Below are 18,191 nucleotides of genomic sequence, written 5' to 3' on the forward strand. Positions count from 1 at the left end.
AGTGCTTTATTGGACACTCTTCTCCCTTAACTCCCTGAATTACCTATTGAGCCAAAAAGCTTTAACAAATTTTTTGAGTGGGTTCAACAAATTTTCTCTCGTTGTCTCTAATCCATAATTTTTTTCATATTTTAGCTTGGCATAAGTAAAATGTAAGGCACCAATTCCCCCATCCTCTAAATGCTTAAGAAGATTTATTAAGATATGCTTTCCTCTACTAGGAGCAATGTGTTGAAAGACAAGAAATGAATGAATAAAATCAAATTTTCCACTCAAAGATGAAAGGCTGTCATCAGACTTGATCAAGATAATATTGTTCATAGAATATTCTTCACAATTTTGAGATGCTTCACCCAGCATTGAGTCGGAGACATCAAGTCCAACAACTTGCTCAGCAATCTTTGCAAGCGGTATGACGATCCTCCCGGTGCCGCATCCAAAATCTAAAGCCCGTTTGGGGGTAAATCCCTGATCAAGATGTTGCCTACAAACTTCTAGTACATGTCTGATGTGGTCTTTGCCAGACTCAAAAAATTCTGCTTTTGCTTCTTGAGTGAGGTTTCCAGTCCGGAATTTAGCATGAGTAAGAACTGCAAAGTAAGGATCTACCTGACCCCATTTCTCCCATTCTTGATCTGTACCCATATTATTCTCAACAGTAGTTACTAGCAATAAGATCGATATCTTATTGCTAACTGCCGAACAAAGTAAAGCATCTTGTTGTTGGGACAATTGCAGTTTATTGAACCAAGAGCTTGAAGAGCTAATCCCTGCTCGTTGAGCCGCTGTTGGCTTCCAGCTATGCTTGCCATATCCTACTGAAATAGCTTCCGACTAATCGTTGCCGTAGGTCAAGCAGTTTAGTGGTGCACTAGGGCAAACGCATTATGGTTGAGTGAGTACCTGGATAAGATAAGCATCGTCCCAGCCAGCCTTTTTGTCTTAGCTTTGACTCCAACTGAGGCGGCGGGGGAGCGGAGGAGGTAGGGGGAGCAGGGACGTTTTGAGCCGTGATCGGTCTCCAGTGATTCAGTGAACCAGTCGCTAGTGAATCAACATGGCTTGGCTGAAGACTGACGACTGAAAACTGGTCACTACCTCCTGCCTTTCCCACCGTTACTTACCAATCTTCTGAATCTGCGCGGTGAAGTAGTCTTGTCGATATTTAAGCTGTTTTGCCAAGCCAAGCCCTTTTTGAAAGGCAGTTAATGCCTGTTGATTTTGCTTGCGGGCGAGTTGGATTTGTCCGATCTGGTCATAGGCATTCATCATGCCGTAGAGGTTGTAGGACTGCTGTTCAAGGCTGACCAGGTAAGCGAAGACTTTGAGGGCAGCATCGAGGCGATCGTTGGCGCGGTAGAGAGCACCGAGCTTTTGCAGCGCTTCGCTAGCGTAGGCAAGCTGGAGGATCGATTGCGCCAGTTGATAGGCAGACTGGTAGTTTTGCTCTGCCTGGTCAGGGCGTGCAAGCAACTGATAGTTATCGCCAATTCTGATTTTTAAAGCTGGAATGAGTTTGGGATTGGGCACTTTTTCGTAGAGTGCGACGAGTTGCTGTTGGGCAGCGATCGCCTGTTCGGGCTGCTTTGCCTGTTCGTGGACGTAAGCCAGTTGGGTCAGATAAATGATTTCATTGGGGCGATCGTTCCGTGCTTTGGCTCGGTTTGCCAGTTCCCGATAGGTTGAGGCCGCGTTGGGGTAATTCAACCAGTTGAGATACAGTTGACCGAGCGTGATCAGCGTGGCATCGATCTTGCGTTCATCCCGACGCTGTTTTGCATCCGCTAAAATCTGCTGGTAAATGCTGGTGGCAGTTTGCGGCAGCCTGATTTGCTGGTACGCCAACCCCAGTGCTTCTAAAATCGCAATGCGGCTCGCGCGATCGCTGGCGCTCAAAGCGGTTGGTGTGGATGAGAGGGGTGAAGCTATTTGGGAAGCGGGATCGCTAGCTGGGTCGGTAGTGGCGGCTGGTAGCTGGTTCTCCGTCAGGATGGCATCAAGCCGTTTAGTGATCCAGCGCACGTTAGGCGCGAGGTTTTCCTTCCAGGCAATTTCGCCGACTCGTCCCAGCGCTTTCACTTCTTCCAGGACACCGAGCGATCGTCGTAATCGTAGCTCGCGGTACCACAGGTCAAAGGCTCCAACGCGATCGCGTCGCTTCAGCTTTTCGGCAGCCTGACTGTTGAGTCCGTCTAAGGCGATCGCCAACTGCTTACGTTCTGCCTCAGAGAGCGGACGTTGATTCAACGTCTGGGGCAGCAGCGGGTCTGGAGCCTTAATTTCCAATGGGTTGGGGGGAAACTCGTCAGGATTGCGTCGTGGCGATGGTGGCGCGGCTGGTTTAGGCTCAGATGGGTTCGCCGATGCAGGTGCTGTTAGAACGAGGGCTGGTGCTGTTGGTGTCGTTTGTGCTGTTGTTCGCGATGCCAAACCGCTGCCCATCAGCAACGGCAGCACGAGCAACAAAAAGGGAGAGGTAAGCCAGGATACCTGAATCTGTGACATCTGCTTGCTTTCCACTCGCGGTGCTTCCCATCCTTGCGTAGCGTCTCCAGGTGCTGGCATACCTACTTCTCCACAAACCGACTGCATCAACGCTTGAACTAGCGCCTGATCTTGCTGCAATGACGATCGCAGCAATGGCACTCACTAAACAACCTTACAGAAATCTAACGTTGCGATCGCGCCGATTTTGGCGATCGTGTCGTTGACTAACGCCTCTGTTATAAAGTGCCTGCGGCGTTTGTGTCCACTTGATAACAATTACGTAATCGAAGGTGGCATAATGAGTTGCACTTAGCTGTGTGCCTTGGTGTAAACGTGAGACCAGACACTTTAGAACTACGGGCGCTATGAAAATAGTCCCCATTGAGGTGGTAGTAGCAATCTATCGATAGGTTGTCTCCCACCTAAGGTTTAAGGTGGTTCTAAAATTTGATGTCGCTTTGGACTTCAACGTTTGGCTATAGTTCAGCTAGTCTAAGGGTGAAAGAAATCGTGAAAGTTTTGGTCGTTGGCAATGGTGGTCGTGAACATGCGTTGGCTTGGAAGCTACTGCAATCTCCTAAAGTTCAGCAGGTGACGTGTATTCCTGGCAATGGAGGAACCGCTTCGCTAGCACACTGCCACAACTTGCCGTTGAGCCTTCAAGATTTTGAAGGCATTGGACGATTTGCCTTAGTAAACGGCATTGCCCTGGTGGTTGTTGGGCCTGAAGCCCCACTTGCAGCCGGTATCACAGACTATTTGCGGCATCAACATCTCAAAGTGTTTGGTCCCACACGCTTAGGTGCCCAAATTGAAGCGAGTAAAGCTTGGGCCAAAGCGCTGATGCAAGAAGCCAATATCCCCACTGCACAAGCAGCCGTTTTTACGGAAAAAGAAGCGGCTCAGGCGTATGTGCAGGCTCAAGGTGCACCGATCGTCGTTAAAGCAGACGGACTGGCGGCTGGAAAAGGGGTCATAGTTGCAGCCACAGTTGTAGAAGCCCAAGCCGCGATCGCCGCCATTTTTGAGGGGCAGTTTGGCAAAGCAGGGGAACGCGTCGTCATTGAAGAATGCTTGACCGGACAGGAAGTTTCGGTGCTGGCGTTGACGGATGGCATCACGATTCGTCCACTCTTGCCAGCCCAAGACCACAAACGCATTGGTGATGGTGATACAGGACTGAATACGGGGGGTATGGGTGCCTACGCTCCCGCACCGATCGTCACGCCTGCTCTGATGCAGCGCATTCAAACGGAAATTCTTGAGCCGACGATCGCCGCGTTGCAAAACCGCAAGATCGACTACTGTGGCGTGCTATATGCGGGCTTGATGATCACGCCCGAAGGCGACCCAAAAGTGATTGAGTTCAATTGCCGTTTTGGCGATCCCGAAACTCAAGCCATCCTGCCGCTGTTGGAAACCCCACTGGATGAACTGTTGTTAGCTTGTGTCCAGAAACGGCTAGCCGCCCAGCCCCCGATCATCTGGAAAGCGGGAGCCGCTGCCTGCGTCGTCCTATCGGCTAACGGCTATCCGGGAGCGTTCCGTAAGGGCGATCGCATCACGGGCATCAGTGACGCAGAAGAACAAGGGGCTGTGGTGTTTCATGCAGGCGCTCAACTCAAGCAGCAAATTCTGGTGACGGATGGTGGACGTGTGTTAGGCGTAACCGCGACGGGCGAGACGTTTGATGCCGCGATCGCCCAGGCATATACCGCTGTTAACGCCATTCATTTTGAAGGAGCTTACTACCGCCACGACATTGGCGATCGAGTGAGAACTGCCGAGTCAGCCTCTAGTTAACTTATAGTTAAAACAGTTGTTAGTTTTTAGGGGTTGGTTGTTAGACAAAAATAGCCAGACTCTGACCACTAACAACCAAAAACTAACCAATCTCACGCCCTTGTTTGCCTTCTTAAGCCAAATCCGCGCCGCTATTGTCAATTGGTGGTCAGAGTTTACACTCCAGACCAAACTGATGGCAGCGGCAACGCTGGTTGTCTCCTTAATCATGAGTGGGCTAACCTTTTGGGCAGTTAACACGATTCAGGCTGATGCTCGCCTCAACGATACGCGCTTCGGGCGAGATCTGGGCTTGTTGCTGGCAGCGAATGTGGCTCCGCTGATTGATGAAAATCGTACCGAGCTGGCGCGATTTTCCCATCGCTTTTACAGCAGCACCTCCAGCATTCGCTACATGCTGTACGCCGATGCAGAAGGGAACATCTTTTTCGGCATTCCGTTTTCCGAGTCAGAGGTGCAAAACTCACTGACGATTCGCCGTAAAATTCATCTGCCCGACAATTACGCTGAAAATACTGACGTGCCGATGGTACGGCAGCACATGACGCCGGATGGTGAAGTCACAGATGTCTTTGTACCCCTAATTGACGAAGGCCTCTACAAAGGCGTGCTGGCGATCGGCACGAACCCTAATCCCACGGTGGTTACATCCTCTCACCTGACGCGCGATGTGACGATCGCCGTGTTTGTCTCTATCTGGGTAATGGTGATTTTGGGTGCCGTTTTCAATGCACTGACCATTACCAAACCCATTAAAGAACTGTTGGTTGGGGTCAAAAATATTGCGTCTGGGAACTTTAAGCAACGGGTTGACCTGCCGCTAGGCGGAGAACTGGGTGAACTGATTGCTAGCTTTAACGAAATGACGGAAAAGCTAGAGCGCTACGAAGAGCAAAATATTGAAGAATTGACGGCTGAAAAAGCCAAGCTTGAAACCCTCGTTTCGACGATCGCCGATGGCGCGGTATTGCTAGATATGGACATGCAAATTGTCCTGGTTAACCCCACGGCGCGTCGTCTTTTTGGTTGGGAGGGAAAGCCCCTGGAAGGAGCCAACTTGCTGCGCCTGTTGCCCTCACCCGTGCAGGCCGAAATCACCCGTCCGCTTTATCAGATTGCCAGGGATGAACTGCGCGAAGGGGCAGAATTTCGCATTGCGCTGAAGGAACCCCTTGATCGCACCGTGCGGATTCTGCTGACGACGGTGCTTGACCTCTCGCGGGAGAATATCAAAGGCATTGCGATGACGGTGCAGGACATTACCCGCGAAGCCGAACTCAACGAAGCGAAGAGCCAATTCATTAGCAACGTTTCTCATGAACTGAGAACGCCGCTGTTTAACATCAAATCCTTTATCGAAACGCTCCACGAGTACGGCGAAGACCTGAGCGTGACAGAACAACGCGAATTTTTGGAAACGGCTAATCGTGAAACCGATCGCCTCACGCGTCTGGTCAACGACGTACTGGATTTGTCGCGGTTAGAGTCCTTCAAACTCTACAATTTTGAATCGGTGGATCTGGCGCAGCCGATCGAGCAAACCCTGCGTACTTACCGCTTAAATGCACGGGATAAGGGCATTGAACTGATTCAAGAGATTCAACCCGATCTGCCCCCTGTGTTTGGTCATTACGATTTACTGCTTCAGGTCTTCACCAATTTGGTGGGTAACGCGCTGAAATTTACCGAAACAGGCGGCAAAGTGGCGATCCGTGCCTATTTGCTGAACGCAGATGTGTTGACTGACAACCATCAGTCGCGCCCGTTTCTCTGCCCACCCGTTGATAAAGCTGCGATCGCAGACGCGCCAACTGACTTCCAACAGGTTCGCATTGAGGTAGCCGATACGGGCATTGGCATTGATATCGAGGATCAGGTTGCTATCTTTGATCGCTTCTTTCGCGTCGAAAATCGGGTGCATACCCTTGAAGGCACTGGCTTGGGGCTATCCATTGTACGAAACATCATTGAGAAGCATCGGAGCCGTGTCCGCCTTGTCAGCGAAGTGAGCATTGGCACGACATTCTGGTTTGATCTCAAAGTGTTTCAAGAAGAGGCAACGGTCGAGTCGGGTGAAGCTAGCCACGATACCCAGCACGACGAAAGCCAAGGGACGATCGAGATTCATGCAGTTGAAGCAAGTTCATTAGAAATCACTTCATCTACAACAGAAACTCAAATCAGCCCAGCCGTTGCTTGAACCCCAGTCGTTGCTTGAACCAAGGATGCTTCATTTCTGGACAACATCCATGCAAAAGGCGCAAAAGCTTAATGCTCTGCGCCTTTTGAGTGTTTAGCCATAAGAGCTTGGCCAAGAAACCCTTTTAGCGAGGGGGTCTGCGCCGCTGCAAAAACTCAGGAATGTCTAAGCCTGTCGGTTTGTTTTTAGGATCGGTTGGCGGTGACGGATTGCCTACGGGAGGTGGTGTCATGGGTCGCCGTGCTGTGGTCGGCTTAGACAACGTTTGCTGTCTGACCTCATGGGTAAAGCCTGTAGCAATCACCGTGATCCGCAATTCGCCTTGCATCCGCTCGTCAATCACCGCGCCAAAGATAATGTTCGCTTCAGGGTCAACCACTTCGTAAATAATTTCCGCTGCTGCGTTCACTTCATGCAGCGTCAGATCGGTGCCTCCAGTAATGTTAAAGACGACCCCACGCGCCCCTTCGATCGACGATTCCAGCAAGGGCGACGAAATTGAGGCGACGGCTGCTTCCCGCGCTCTAGACTTTCCAGAACCGATGCCAATGCCCATGAGTGCGGAGCCTGCATCTGCCATTACCGCACGCACATCGGCAAAGTCAACGTTCACCAGCCCTGGGATCGTAATGATATCTGAAATGCCCTGTACGCCCTGACGCAGAATGTCATCCGCAACGCGAAACGCTTCCTGAACAGGCGTTTGCTCTGAAATCACCGACAGCAGCTTGTCATTGGGAATCACGATCAAGGTGTCAACTCGGCTTTGTAACGCGGCGATTCCTTCTTCTGCCTGACTGGTGCGTCGTCGGCCTTCAAAGGTAAAGGGACGAGTGACAACGCCAACCGTGAGCGCTCCCATTTCTTTGGCGACTTCTGCCACGATCGGCGCTGCTCCCGTGCCTGTGCCGCCGCCCATACCCGCTGTGATAAACACCAGATCCGAATTTTCCAGCGCTGTCGCAATTTCGTCACGCGATTCTTCGGCGGCTTTTTGGCCGATCGCTGGGTTACCACCTGCTCCTAGACCGCGCGTTAGCTTTTGCCCAATGTGCAGACGATTGATAGCGGTTGCGTAGGTCAGCGCCTGGGCATCTGTATTAATCGACCAAAACTCAACGCCTGCCACATCACTGGCAATCATGCGGTTGACTGCATTGCCACCGCCACCGCCAACACCAATCACCTTAATTTTGGCTACGCTACTTGGCACAATATCACCCCTCTTGGAATCTTCCCCCGGTTGACCTTTTGCGTTTGCAGGTTGACTTAAGTGTAGTCCGGAGTTGCCAAAGGGGTTTGACGTTTCCACTGACCGTGAAAAGTTATTCTGCCCTTCGGGATGAGAGCCATCGTGAGACTCTCCCAAATTTTCATTGAGCGCCATTGGAATTGCAGCCGAATTACTATTAAGAGTCATTGGAATTGCAGCGGTTATAAACTAAGTTTCAGTGCTCAGCGGGTCAACTATAAAGGAAGCGATACAAAAAACCAACTTCAGGAACAGATAGACAACAGACTGAAATTCTAATTCATCTAGGTAAATCTAATCTGCCTGGTTGCTGGTTATTCATAATCTCATACTTATAAAGCTAAGGCGTACCAGATTTTACAAGGTCTTTGGGTTTGCCCACCTGAATGGTTGGTGCTTCTGGGTTACGGAGATCAATATAGGTGATCTGGCTAAAGCTCGAATGGGTGGAGAGCCTGCGCATGCGATCGAGGGTTTGCAGCTGTGACGAAAAGCGGGCACTATAGGCACCCAGATGCACCAGCCCCAAGTCTGTTTTCAAAATCATATTGCTTGGGTTGCGCAAATCAACTTCAGAGACGTTTACAGGCGGCCCTTGAGTCAGCTCGTGATACAACTTTGACCAATACGGACGGTAGGCTGTTGGATTGCCCATGACTTTTAGGGAAGGCAGCTTGAGCGATTGATCTAGCGCTGTATAGCTTTCTAGTGGAATGAGCATGCCGTTTTCGTCAAGCAGGCCGTTATTAGGCGTGGTCTTGGCGGTTCCTTGTAAATTGCCCTCGGTCATCAGGGCGATCGCCACAGGCAAGCGCTCTTTCACCTGCACAACCAGCCCTGGCGGAAAAAGCTGACGGTTTACAATCACGTCTTCGATCGGCGCTCTGGCTTGAAGTTCGCGTGCGATCACTTGTGGCTCCACTCGAAAGAGCGACTGCGGGTAAGGAATGGGCAACAGCGATCGCAGCGTCCGCACTGGGATCAAGTGATTACCTTCAATCTGCACCTGCTCTGGACGCCGAATGACCCAGGTGGGTAATGTGGCCGCCCAAACGACCCCAGCCGTTAACCCACAAACGGCCAGCACCCTCCAGCCCGCCTGTAAAAAGCGGACACGCCTGCGCTGGCGAAGTTTTTGTCGCCGCTGTGCTAACTCAGTTTGGGATACGGAAGCGATACTGCTAGTCATCCAAATAGTTGTTTACTAATTCTGCGTGCGATCGAATTAGTCTCTTAAGATACCCGATTTTGGAGACGAACCATCTCGGCAATGCTTAAGGTTTTACTAACGTTGCTGACCTTGCAAGCAGCTTGAGAACCACCATCCTCAAAGCGACGCATCAACCTCACAGTTAACGATGACAGTCGCATACCTCAAATGCTTGATTCGACTTGCAACCGAGTCGCTTTGCTGCTTTCCATTTAATCACTCATCCCCATTTCTGCAAGTCTGTTTTGGCAATTCGTTAGGACGGTAGAAGGTAAGGGGCGGAAGGTAAAGGCAGGAGATAAAAGGCAGGAGGTAAAAGGCAGAAGACAGGAAGCAGAAGGCAGAATTAACTCAAAACTTAAAACTCCCCTCCTTCCCCCTTCTCCTTTCTCTCAACTCGTCGCTTCTTGAAGCTGCACAGCAATGCGCTCACCAAATTCTGGATCAGTATTGGCTAGCCCCAGGAGTTGTAGGTATTCTTGGCGCGTTAAGCCTGCTTTTTCGATGATGGCTAGGGCCTCAGATTCAATCTCTTGCTCAACCCGCAACGATTCTGTCTCGGTTTCCGATCCCTGGAGTTCTCCTTCGCGGCGTTCAATCAGAGCAACCACCTGAAGGCATGCGTGGACAAATTCGCTGACTTTCTCTGAGGGAATGCTACTGGGATCAATCAATGGTCGGCTTGGCGCGATCAAGTCTGAGGCGGAAGGGAAATTTTTGAGGGTGGGTAGTTCAACCGCCAAGAGGGGAGAATGATCAATCGCGGCAAACCAGAACAAAAGGGTTGTCAGTAAAAAGACCAGCGTATGCCGAAGACGACGAAGTAAGCGCATAGCAACGTCAGCAGGGATGAGCAAAACGATCGTTGAATTTAACCTAGCGTGTTTGGGGCGTTTAAGCTATCCCATTAGACGCCCTCCTTCTTCACGCTCGCTCGTGCTCCGAGTCTTCCACCCGCTATGAAAGACTGTCCCTGCGATCGTCAGACCAATGAAGGCGCGATCGCCCAGTGTCCTTTCACACTTCCTGATAACAGTCTGCATTGATCACACGAGCGGTTTCAACCAGCATCAGGAACGCGAATCGTTAGAGTAGGGAGGACATGAAAGGGGAAACGCCGTGAAACTAAAGTGGGTTGCACTTGCCGCTACTTTGCTTGTCGGCTGGTTAATGCTGCACTATCGACGAGAGGTATTAGTTGCCTGGTTGCTGTTCACCAAAAGCTGTCCAAACTGCAATCTCGAAGGGGCTTACCTATTTGGAGCTAATTTACAGGGCGCAAATTTGCAGTCGGCGGACTTGCGTCAGGCGAGTTTGAGTGAGGCGAATCTTCAGGGTAGTAATTTAGCAGAGGCAACCCTCGAGCAGGCGGATTTGAGTTTAAGTAACTTGACCAATGCTAATTTGATGGGAGCGAACTTACGCTCGACAAATCTGAGTGGAAGTAGTCTCATTGGCACAAATTTGCAGAATGCAGCCCTACAACGCGCAACCTTACTCTTTGCCGATCTTCAAGGCGCGGATTTGAGCAATGTTGATTTACGACAAGTGGAGCTATACGGTGTGAACCTTTTATCGGCCACACTCACAGGCGCACTGCTACCAAGGCCGTCATCGCGTCAACCTGAGCGGGCGTTGGATTTTGGCGTTAAGCGCCCGTAGTGGCTTTCAGCCTTGGTTTAAAGGTGAATTTGGCTCAGGATAATGCGTAGACGATCGTAATCGTCCTTTAACAGCAAGCTGAGCGATCGTCCGGCCTGCACTAACCAGGAACGATCGGCCTGCCGCAGTTGATAAATTTCGCGGATTGTGGCAGCGGCAAGGGCATCTACTGGAGCACCAGGCATTTGCAGCAAGGTTCGTAGAAAATCTAGTTGCTCGCTGAAGTGAAGAATCTCAGCCACGTCACAGACATAAACCGCTTGATGGATTTGCGGTGGTCGTGGCGGTAAATGCTGATAAACGGTGGCTGGCTCGGTAAGTTCGTTGGCTCTACCATCAGGCGGTGGCTGAAACCCCACGATCGCGGCTCGAAACTCTGTTTTCAGCATGGCAAAAATTTGGGGTTGCTGTTCGCGCAGATCTTGCAGCGATAGACCCAATGCCCGTGCCCGATGAACTGAATCGATCGGGCTGGTAGTGGCGTGATATACCACCGCATAAATCTGGTTGCCCGACTCTTCATCCACCGACTTAACCCAGCTACCAAATGGTGGCATCACGGGAAAGCTCAGGTTCTCCGGTTCTAAACATTGCGCCAGGAACTCGGTTGTTGCCGTCTCAATGACTTCCGCAATGTGACCTGGTGGACGATGTTGACCGGCAAATTGAGGCAGAGGAAGACGCATGAAGAGTGATGAGTGTTGAGTGTTGAGTTTCGAGTTGTTTTGAGCTGTCTTTAATTCATAACTCATAACTCAACACATAAAACTTTCATTGCCTTACTTTCCTTTTTTCTTACCAGCCGTGACATCAACTTCTTCTAGCTCTGCCAAACGAAAAGTCACAAGCTTATCCCAATTGCCGCCCTCAAAGAGAACGGCAGCTTTACCGTCACTCACACGCTGGACTAAACCTTGAAACGCGTAGTACGTGTCTTCGGCATTAATGACTTTAACGGCTGAACCTGGCAAAATCATGGCGGTTTACGCTGTGATGGGGTACGTAGGTTTAAGGATAAAGGCTAAAAGCTAAAACTTCTTAATTGATCCTTTAGCCTTTATACCTCATCCTTTCACCTTAATCTCTAAAGTTCAAGCGCTGGCGGAAGTTGGCAACAGACTGCACCAGTCCGATCGCCACAAAGTTTGTGAGCAGAGCCGAGCGGCCATAGCTAATCCACGGCAGGGGAATGCCTGTAACCGGGGCGAGGCCGATGGTCATGCCAACGTTAACGACGACTTGAAAAACGAGCATCGACAGTACGCCGATCGCCAGCAGAGAGCCAAAATCATCTCGCGCATTCTGAGCGATGATGATGATGCGCAGGCAAATGACCCAAAAAACCAACAGCACGATAAGGCAGCCTACAAAGCCTAGTTCTTCGCCGATTGCCGAAAAAATGAAATCAGTATGCTGTTCAGGAATGAAGTTTAGCTGAGTTTGGGTGCCCTGTGTGAGTCCCCGTCCCCAGAGTTCGCCTGCCCCGATCGCAATACGTGATTGGATGAGATGGTAACCACCACCCAGTGGATCTTTGTCAGGATCAAGAAAGAGCGTGAGCCGATCTTTTTGATAGTCCTTTAAAATGCCCCAAGCGAGATGCCCTAGTTCGCCTGCAACCAGATTGACGACCAGCGCACCTGCTGCCCCAAACCGATGCCAGGGCAACGTCCGCCAGCCAACAACCCCTGTTAGCACAATCCAAATGGCAAGTAACCCAATAAACCAGGGTGACAGCCCGATGAGATTAAACAAGATGGCTGAAAACAGCGGTGAGACTAGCAGCAGTAGCCAGCCTGGATTGGCATCCCCCCAGTAGAGGATTCCTAGCGTAATCGCGCCGAAAACCAGCGATGTTCCTAAGTCTGGCTGAATAAAGACCAAGGCCCAGGGTACCGCAGTAATGGCTAAGGCTCTTACTAAAACGGGAAGCGTCGAGGCTGCTCGATCACTCAAAATGGCTGCCAGTATAATAATGACACCCAACTTGGCAAATTCTGAAGGCTGAATATTGAAGCCGCCGATCGTAATCCAACGCTGTGCTCCTAACGCTGAGGTACCAAGAAAGATGACTGCCAGCAGCGAAAGATTGGTGATGCCGTACACGATCCAGCGAGACTGAAGCAAATTGTCGTACCGCACCCGCGCGATCGCCAGAGCCATCACAAAGCCGATCGCGCCAATAATCCAGTGCTGATACCAATCAGTCCAGCCTTGATTAAGCTCCGTACTGCGGATCATCAAGCCCCCAAACGCCGTTAAGCCAACAGGCAGCAGAAAAAGCAACCAATCGGTATGCTGCCAAGGCTGCACTAACGACTTCCAACGAATACGACGAGGTGACTTTTGCAACATGCTTGAAGGAGGTTAGGAGTGAGGAGTGAGGAGTGAGGGGTAAAGAATGAGATATGACTGGCTACCAGCTATCAGCTTCCCGACTCCCGATTCCCGACTCTCGATTCCCTTTTATCTTGCTTATGCTAACGCTGCCACCGAAACTCTGCCCGCGATCCGCTCAGCGATCGCTGTCAGTGCCTTAGCAGAAGCAGATTCGGGTGCGGCTAGAACAATGGGAACGCCGCGATCGCCGCCTTCACGCAGCGAAATCTCTAGCGGAATGCAGCCTAACAGCGGCACCTGAAGTTCTTGGGCGGTTTTTTCGCCGCCAGCAGAGCCAAAAATGTCGTACTGCTTGTCTGGCATGTCAGGTGGGATGAAGTAGCTCATGTTTTCGACGATGCCCAGCACAGGTACGCCAAGCTGCTGGAACATCTTTAAGCCCCGACGAGAATCAAGCAACGCCACGCTTTGAGGTGTCGTGACAATCACGGCACCTGCCATCGGCACGGCTTGCGCTAGCGTTAACTGAGCATCACCTGTGCCGGGGGGCATATCCACAATCAGGTAATCCAGATCGCCCCACTCCACCTGGTAGAGAAACTGACGAATCACCCCATTCAGCATGGGGCCGCGCCAAATGACGGGCTGGTCTTTGTCAATTAAAAAGCCCATCGATACCAGCTTCACGCCATGATTAAAGGCAGGCTCCAGCACTTCTCCCTGAGACCCCGCTTGCCGTACCATCACCTGAGCACCTTCAAGCCCCAGCATCATTGGCGCGTTGGGGCCGTAAATATCCGCATCAATCAGCCCAACCGTTGCCCCGGACTGCGTCAGGGCAACGGCGACATTCACTGCAACGGTGCTTTTGCCCACGCCACCTTTACCGCTGGAGATCGCCAGAATGTTTTTAACGCGGTCAATACCTGTACGATCGGGCAAACTCTTCTGCTGCGGTGTTTCTGCCGTCACGTCAACGCTTACAGTTTTCACATCGGGTAGTGTTTTGACCGCTCGTTCGCACTCATCCACAATGAATTGGCGCAAGGGGCAAGCTGGGGTAGTCAATACGAGCGTAAAACTCACGTTGCCATCGGCGATCGCCACGTTGCGAATCATATTTAGATCCACCAGGCTCTTGTTGAGTTCAGGGTCTTGTACAGGTCTGAGGACTTCAAGAACAGAACTGGTATCAAGGCATGTCGGCATAGTTAACCCTTGGCTCCAGCGCAAAAAATCAATGGGTATGAGGACGATCTTACCGTTAAGCGATCACACCCGTCGCACGAGTAAAATTAAATACTTAGAAATCCAGACAGCTTTGCTCCGATCGTGCCAACTTTCCTGGCACCGCTTGCAAGGCTTTTTGTTCGGCTGCCTGCACCAAATCAGAAGCAACTCGTGCTGCATAGGGACGAATAAACGACCAGAAAAGGGGTGAAAGCCAGCCTCTTAGCGTTACCGAGTAGGACACACAAGTGCCGCAGACGGTTGATTTCACTTGATAAGTGACCTGCTCTTCTAAGCCTGGTAGCACCAAAATGCGTACACTCAGCAACTCACCGGGGCGCACCCGCTCCACAAAAATTTGAATCGGGATGGGACTCATCCGCGTTACGGCTTGATAAATCAGCCCTGGTTTCGCCACTAGCCCACGAGGGACGTTTGTGCTTGCAAGTAGCGGATGCCACGATACGTCCCTTAAATCAACAATTTTCTGCCACAGATCGTCTACTGAGGCGGAACTAAGCGCCTGATAGGTTCTCGCTAAGGAACATTGGAAGCGGCGCTGTTTATAACGGATGAATCTGGACACAAAGCCAAACATGGCACGATCGCTCCTATAGCAAACCTTGGCTTAGCTACTGATACAGCAGGTGTCAAGTAGCTTACATCTATCTACGAACCATTCATAGCCTAGCGCTCTCATGCAAACTCGAATAGCCCCTCGCAGAAAGCGCGCTTTTACGTTATTGCTAAGCCTCATGACCGCTAAACATCAGCTCGAATCGTAAACGAATAGTCGGCTCCAGGCTCCAATTGATAATCACGCTGTTCTAAGAAACGACCCAACGGTTCTTTAATGAGTGCGCGACCAAGAGATGGTTCGACCGACAATTCGCCGCGCTGAAAGCACCATTGAAATTGCCATTCAAATTGGTTGGCAATTACCTCGCCTTCCAGTATGCCCTGTTGCCAGGACTGACGAAGGACGCGGACATAGGCGGTAGTTTCAGGTAAGCGGCGAGAACCCACAGTATTATCGGTTGGCTAGAAGTGCATTGTGACAGAGCGCGATCGAACCTTAATGGCATCCCTTATTTGTTCCCTAGCAGCGCAATCAATTGTGAAACGCTTTCAGCTTGAGCTTTTGCAGTTTCAGCTTGAGCTTTTGCAGTTTCAGCTTGCTGTCGCGTTGTCTCTTTAATCTCATCAAGATCCAAGCGAAATGCAGTCATAGACTCCGACAACTTACCAATTTGGTCTGCAATGGCTTCAATTTTCGCGTCAAAATTACTGAGCTTTGTGCCAAAGGTGTCGATTTTTGTCTCTACCGTGTCGAGCTTTGCGTTAAAGATTTCGACTCTTGTCTCTACTGTGTCGAGCTTTTGGCTGTACTGCTTGTTTAACTGCGCTAGTTCGGCAGTTGCTCGCACCAGTGTTGTGAGTAGTTGTTGGTTGTCTGAAGATGGCGACCCAGTCATAGACCTGCTCGTTAAGCAATTGCATGGCATCTTATCTTATTTTTCAAGCAGCAATGGTACCTCTTGACTCAAAACTCAACGCTCAAGTCTCACCATACGCTAATCTTCAGTTTGCAGACGTCAGTCAGCAGGCGTAATCATCCGGTTATTGTACAAACTCATTGCCTTGTCTATGCCTTGCTTGAGGCTGAGTTCTACCGCACCAACGACAAGGTGCATTACCTCTGCGATGGTCTCAGCTTCACGCGCTGAAAAGCGCCCCAGTACGTGAGAAATGGCCTCATCAGACGCTTCATTGCCTTTAGCACTGCCAATGCCAATCCTCAAACGGGGGAAGGCTTTGGTGCCGAGGTGGGCGATCGCTGACTTCATCCCATTCTGCCCACCCGCCGAACCAGACAAGCGTAGTCGCAATTTGCCCACAGGCAGATCCATGTCGTCATAGATGACTAATACAGATTCCGGTGGCAGCTTATACCAGTCTGTAACTGCGCGAATTGCCTGCCCAGAGTTGTTCATGTACGTAGTGGGCTTGAGCAAACGGATCTTGATTTGTCCCGCTGCAATGCCCTCGCCAAAGAATCCCTGAAACTTCCGATTTTCTGCCAGACTGATCTGCCAGACTTTTGCCAAAGCGTCGATCGCCTCAAAGCCAATATTGTGACGAGTACGATCGTACTTTGCGCCGGGATTGCCCAACCCGACGATTAACTGAGGCATAACGGGTTGTACAGTGGTTGCCTCTATCATTGGCTTCGTCCAGGCAGATCAATCGAGCTTAGCTTGCAATTTCGGTTGAAGCAGCTTCTCTAGGCGTTTCTGCTTCAGCTACGGTTGTGTGGTCATCCGAGTCTGGTTCTGCGATCGACGTTGTCTCTGATGCTGGCGATAGGGTCGGCTGAGAGGGTGGTTCGAGGGTTGCTTCCATCGAGGCTTTCACCGCCTGTTCGATCTGTTCAGCTTCGCGCTTAAACTCTGCCTCAAATTCTTTGGAGGCATCCTGGAAGCCACGAATCGCCTTACCCATGCTGCGACCAATTTCTGGCAATTTCTTGGGTCCAAAAACAAGCAGCGCCAAAACCATAATTACTGCCATTTCTGGCAACCCAATTCCAAAGATATTCACCGTACCGCCTCCTGCAAATGCTTGCTGGACTGAGAGAGTAGATTCTACAGCATTAAAAATAGACCTGTAGGAATCACGCCATCATTACGTAACCTACAACGTCTAGTCTATCGTCCTCAGTCCTCTGTGCTACTCCGTTCCGTGCTGCTCAGTCTAGACTGCTATAAAAAATCCCGGTCAAGCCGGGAAACCGAAGTGTCATTCGGATTGGTTAATCGAGCGTCGTTAGCCGCCCAGTCCCGTCCAATTCACGTCAACGTCATTTAGCAGAAGCGAAGAGTTGTAAATCTGCAAGATAATCAGCAGGAATACCAAAAAAAGCAGCATAAAAACACCCATCAACGTTGTGGTGCCCCAACCGGGTACAACCTTACCGTATTCAGAGTTCAGGGGTTTAAGAACGTCTCCTAACCGAGTCCGCTGTGCCATGAGTCACCTATATTTAGCTCGACAGAACATGTATATTGTTTGTAACATTATATGGCAACGCACTCATAATTTTTCTCGCATATGGAACCCGCAACAGCTCTTAATATTTCGATCTGCGCGACGCTGGTTGGTCTGACGGCATATGCCATCTACACGGCGTTTGGGCCACCGTCGAAGGCGTTGGATGACCCATTTGAAGATCACGAAGATTAGGAGCGGTCAGAAGGCAGCTTTTAGCTTTCAGGCGGTAGTTTGCGATCGCTAACGCACCAACGTGTAGGGTATGAGCACGTAACTTACGCCTGAGCTTCACCAGCGGCAGAATCGTGACGAAGGCAGCAAAGCGTGCAAAGTCGATCGTGTTACGGGTCAACAACTGGTCAATGCTATACACCTGCATCGTTGCCACAATGTTGGCATCGTGTATCTGTTTACCGCCCACTGATACTTGCTGCGTCAGCGCCAACAAGCTTGCTGTTACTTGGGCGTTATCCTCCGCTATCCGAAAGCGAGACTGGTATAGCTGAATTTCTTCAAGCAATGTTTCGATCGGTAGTGGATCGGTAAAAGACTGGCTTCGAGTCAGCGTGGCTAAATACTCACGCAAAATTTGGCGGTTAATCCACAATTCTGCGCCAGCATCATACTGTTGCTGAAGGGCTTGTCGGGCAACCTGGTGTAAGGGCGATCGTGCTGTACTGGCATAGACCAGAATATTGGTATCGATAAAGACTGGCTTAACGTCCCCAGTCATCGTACATATCCTCACGCCTTAGAGAAAGATTTTCTGGCCAGACCCCAACGTGATGCACTGGAAAATCAAACGGTGGGCGTTGCTCAGCGGTAACGGGTTGTTCGTCAATGACCAGCACCAGCTTGTGGTTCCCCGGTGGAACGGTGGCTGGCAGTTGAATCGTCACTTTGCCCTCTGGTGTAACGGTTGCAATGGCTTCGATCGTGATCACAGCCCTTCTCCT

General features: G+C 50.7%; 21 protein-coding genes and 1 pseudogene. 5 read left to right on the forward strand and 17 right to left on the reverse strand.

What is annotated here, in order from left to right:
• Positions 1-39: 39 nt before the first annotated feature.
• Entirely contained in the window at positions 40-645 is a 606-nt protein-coding gene (locus AC5JLP_RS18800) for a class I SAM-dependent methyltransferase (RefSeq protein ID WP_496069472.1), read from the reverse strand.
• A gap of 471 nt (positions 646-1,116) precedes the next feature.
• Complete coding sequence (locus AC5JLP_RS18805) at positions 1,117-2,565, reverse strand: tetratricopeptide repeat protein (RefSeq protein WP_496069473.1); 1,449 nt, start codon at positions 2,563-2,565, stop codon at positions 1,117-1,119.
• Between AC5JLP_RS18805 and AC5JLP_RS18810 the strand changes: the two genes are divergently transcribed.
• The 3 genes from AC5JLP_RS18810 (at position 2,556) to nblS (ending at position 6,490) form a co-directional block, all read left to right on the forward strand.
• Positions 2,556-2,711, forward strand: a complete 156-nt coding sequence (locus AC5JLP_RS18810; RefSeq protein WP_496069474.1) for a hypothetical protein — start codon at positions 2,556-2,558, stop codon at positions 2,709-2,711. The two genes, AC5JLP_RS18805 and AC5JLP_RS18810, sit on opposite strands and share 10 nt — an antisense overlap.
• Before the next feature lie 274 nt (positions 2,712-2,985).
• Positions 2,986-4,290, forward strand: a complete 1,305-nt coding sequence (gene purD, locus AC5JLP_RS18815) for a phosphoribosylamine--glycine ligase (RefSeq protein WP_496069475.1) — start codon at positions 2,986-2,988, stop codon at positions 4,288-4,290.
• 175 nt (positions 4,291-4,465) lie between these two features.
• The gene (gene nblS, locus AC5JLP_RS18820) at positions 4,466-6,490 is read left to right on the forward strand and encodes a two-component system sensor histidine kinase NblS (protein WP_496069512.1); all 2,025 of its coding nucleotides are present in this window, start codon (positions 4,466-4,468) and stop codon (positions 6,488-6,490) included.
• A 124-nt stretch (positions 6,491-6,614) separates the two neighbouring features.
• On the opposite strand, the gene ftsZ is transcribed toward nblS, so the two are convergent.
• The 3 genes from ftsZ to AC5JLP_RS18835 form a co-directional block, all read right to left on the reverse strand.
• Positions 6,615-7,910, reverse strand: coding sequence for a cell division protein FtsZ (gene ftsZ / locus AC5JLP_RS18825; RefSeq protein WP_496069476.1), 1,296 nt, complete (start codon positions 7,908-7,910; stop codon positions 6,615-6,617).
• A 172-nt stretch (positions 7,911-8,082) separates the two neighbouring features.
• Positions 8,083-8,931, reverse strand: a complete 849-nt coding sequence (locus AC5JLP_RS18830; protein ID WP_496069477.1) for a cell division protein FtsQ/DivIB — start codon at positions 8,929-8,931, stop codon at positions 8,083-8,085.
• A gap of 413 nt (positions 8,932-9,344) precedes the next feature.
• Positions 9,345-9,785 (reverse strand): DUF4168 domain-containing protein, encoded by a 441-nt coding sequence (locus AC5JLP_RS18835; RefSeq protein ID WP_496069478.1) that lies wholly within the window; start codon positions 9,783-9,785, stop codon positions 9,345-9,347.
• 286 nt (positions 9,786-10,071) lie between these two features.
• Between AC5JLP_RS18835 and AC5JLP_RS18840 the strand changes: the two genes are divergently transcribed.
• Positions 10,072-10,614, forward strand: coding sequence for a pentapeptide repeat-containing protein (locus tag AC5JLP_RS18840; protein ID WP_496069479.1), 543 nt, complete (start codon positions 10,072-10,074; stop codon positions 10,612-10,614).
• Between the two features lie 17 nt (positions 10,615-10,631).
• Here AC5JLP_RS18840 and AC5JLP_RS18845 read toward each other — a convergent pair whose 3' ends face one another.
• From AC5JLP_RS18845 to psbH, 10 genes are all read right to left on the reverse strand, one after another.
• Positions 10,632-11,366, reverse strand: coding sequence for an HAS-barrel domain-containing protein (locus AC5JLP_RS18845; protein WP_496069480.1), 735 nt, complete (start codon positions 11,364-11,366; stop codon positions 10,632-10,634).
• Positions 11,367-11,393: 27 nt separating this feature from the next.
• Positions 11,394-11,591, reverse strand: coding sequence for an NAD(P)H dehydrogenase subunit NdhS (locus AC5JLP_RS18850; RefSeq protein WP_496069481.1), 198 nt, complete (start codon positions 11,589-11,591; stop codon positions 11,394-11,396).
• Between the two features lie 100 nt (positions 11,592-11,691).
• A complete protein-coding gene (rodA, locus tag AC5JLP_RS18855) occupies positions 11,692-12,969 on the reverse strand; it encodes a rod shape-determining protein RodA (protein ID WP_496069482.1) in 1,278 nt (425 codons plus the stop codon).
• Between the two features lie 120 nt (positions 12,970-13,089).
• Complete coding sequence (locus AC5JLP_RS18860; RefSeq protein WP_496069483.1) at positions 13,090-14,163, reverse strand: Mrp/NBP35 family ATP-binding protein; 1,074 nt, start codon at positions 14,161-14,163, stop codon at positions 13,090-13,092.
• Positions 14,164-14,257: 94 nt separating this feature from the next.
• Positions 14,258-14,782 (reverse strand): SRPBCC family protein, encoded by a 525-nt coding sequence (locus AC5JLP_RS18865; protein WP_496069484.1) that lies wholly within the window; start codon positions 14,780-14,782, stop codon positions 14,258-14,260.
• Between the two features lie 164 nt (positions 14,783-14,946).
• The gene (locus AC5JLP_RS18870; protein WP_496069485.1) at positions 14,947-15,210 is read right to left on the reverse strand and encodes a DUF3146 family protein; all 264 of its coding nucleotides are present in this window, start codon (positions 15,208-15,210) and stop codon (positions 14,947-14,949) included.
• A gap of 62 nt (positions 15,211-15,272) precedes the next feature.
• Positions 15,273-15,659 (reverse strand): hypothetical protein, encoded by a 387-nt coding sequence (locus AC5JLP_RS18875; protein WP_496069486.1) that lies wholly within the window; start codon positions 15,657-15,659, stop codon positions 15,273-15,275.
• A 120-nt stretch (positions 15,660-15,779) separates the two neighbouring features.
• Entirely contained in the window at positions 15,780-16,379 is a 600-nt protein-coding gene (pth, locus tag AC5JLP_RS18880) for an aminoacyl-tRNA hydrolase (protein WP_496069487.1), read from the reverse strand.
• Between the two features lie 58 nt (positions 16,380-16,437).
• A complete protein-coding gene (locus tag AC5JLP_RS18885; protein ID WP_496069488.1) occupies positions 16,438-16,785 on the reverse strand; it encodes a TatA/E family twin arginine-targeting protein translocase in 348 nt (115 codons plus the stop codon).
• Positions 16,786-17,010: 225 nt separating this feature from the next.
• Positions 17,011-17,214 (reverse strand): photosystem II reaction center phosphoprotein PsbH, encoded by a 204-nt coding sequence (psbH, locus tag AC5JLP_RS18890; RefSeq protein WP_496069489.1) that lies wholly within the window; start codon positions 17,212-17,214, stop codon positions 17,011-17,013.
• Positions 17,215-17,295: 81 nt separating this feature from the next.
• Here psbH and psbN point away from each other — a divergent pair, with 81 nt between their 5' ends.
• Positions 17,296-17,427 (forward strand): photosystem II reaction center protein PsbN, encoded by a 132-nt coding sequence (gene psbN, locus AC5JLP_RS18895; protein ID WP_106254766.1) that lies wholly within the window; start codon positions 17,296-17,298, stop codon positions 17,425-17,427.
• A gap of 136 nt (positions 17,428-17,563) precedes the next feature.
• Here psbN and AC5JLP_RS18900 read toward each other — a convergent pair.
• Positions 17,564-17,968, reverse strand: a pseudogene (locus AC5JLP_RS18900) (type II toxin-antitoxin system VapC family toxin); the annotation flags it as partial.
• On the reverse strand, positions 17,952-18,179 hold the full coding sequence (locus AC5JLP_RS18905) for a hypothetical protein (protein WP_496069490.1): 228 nt from the start codon (positions 18,177-18,179) through the stop codon (positions 17,952-17,954). The pseudogene AC5JLP_RS18900 and the gene AC5JLP_RS18905, both read right to left, overlap by 17 nt.
• Between the last annotated feature and the right edge of the window lie 12 nt (positions 18,180-18,191).

The organism is Stenomitos rutilans, from assembly GCF_059505485.1.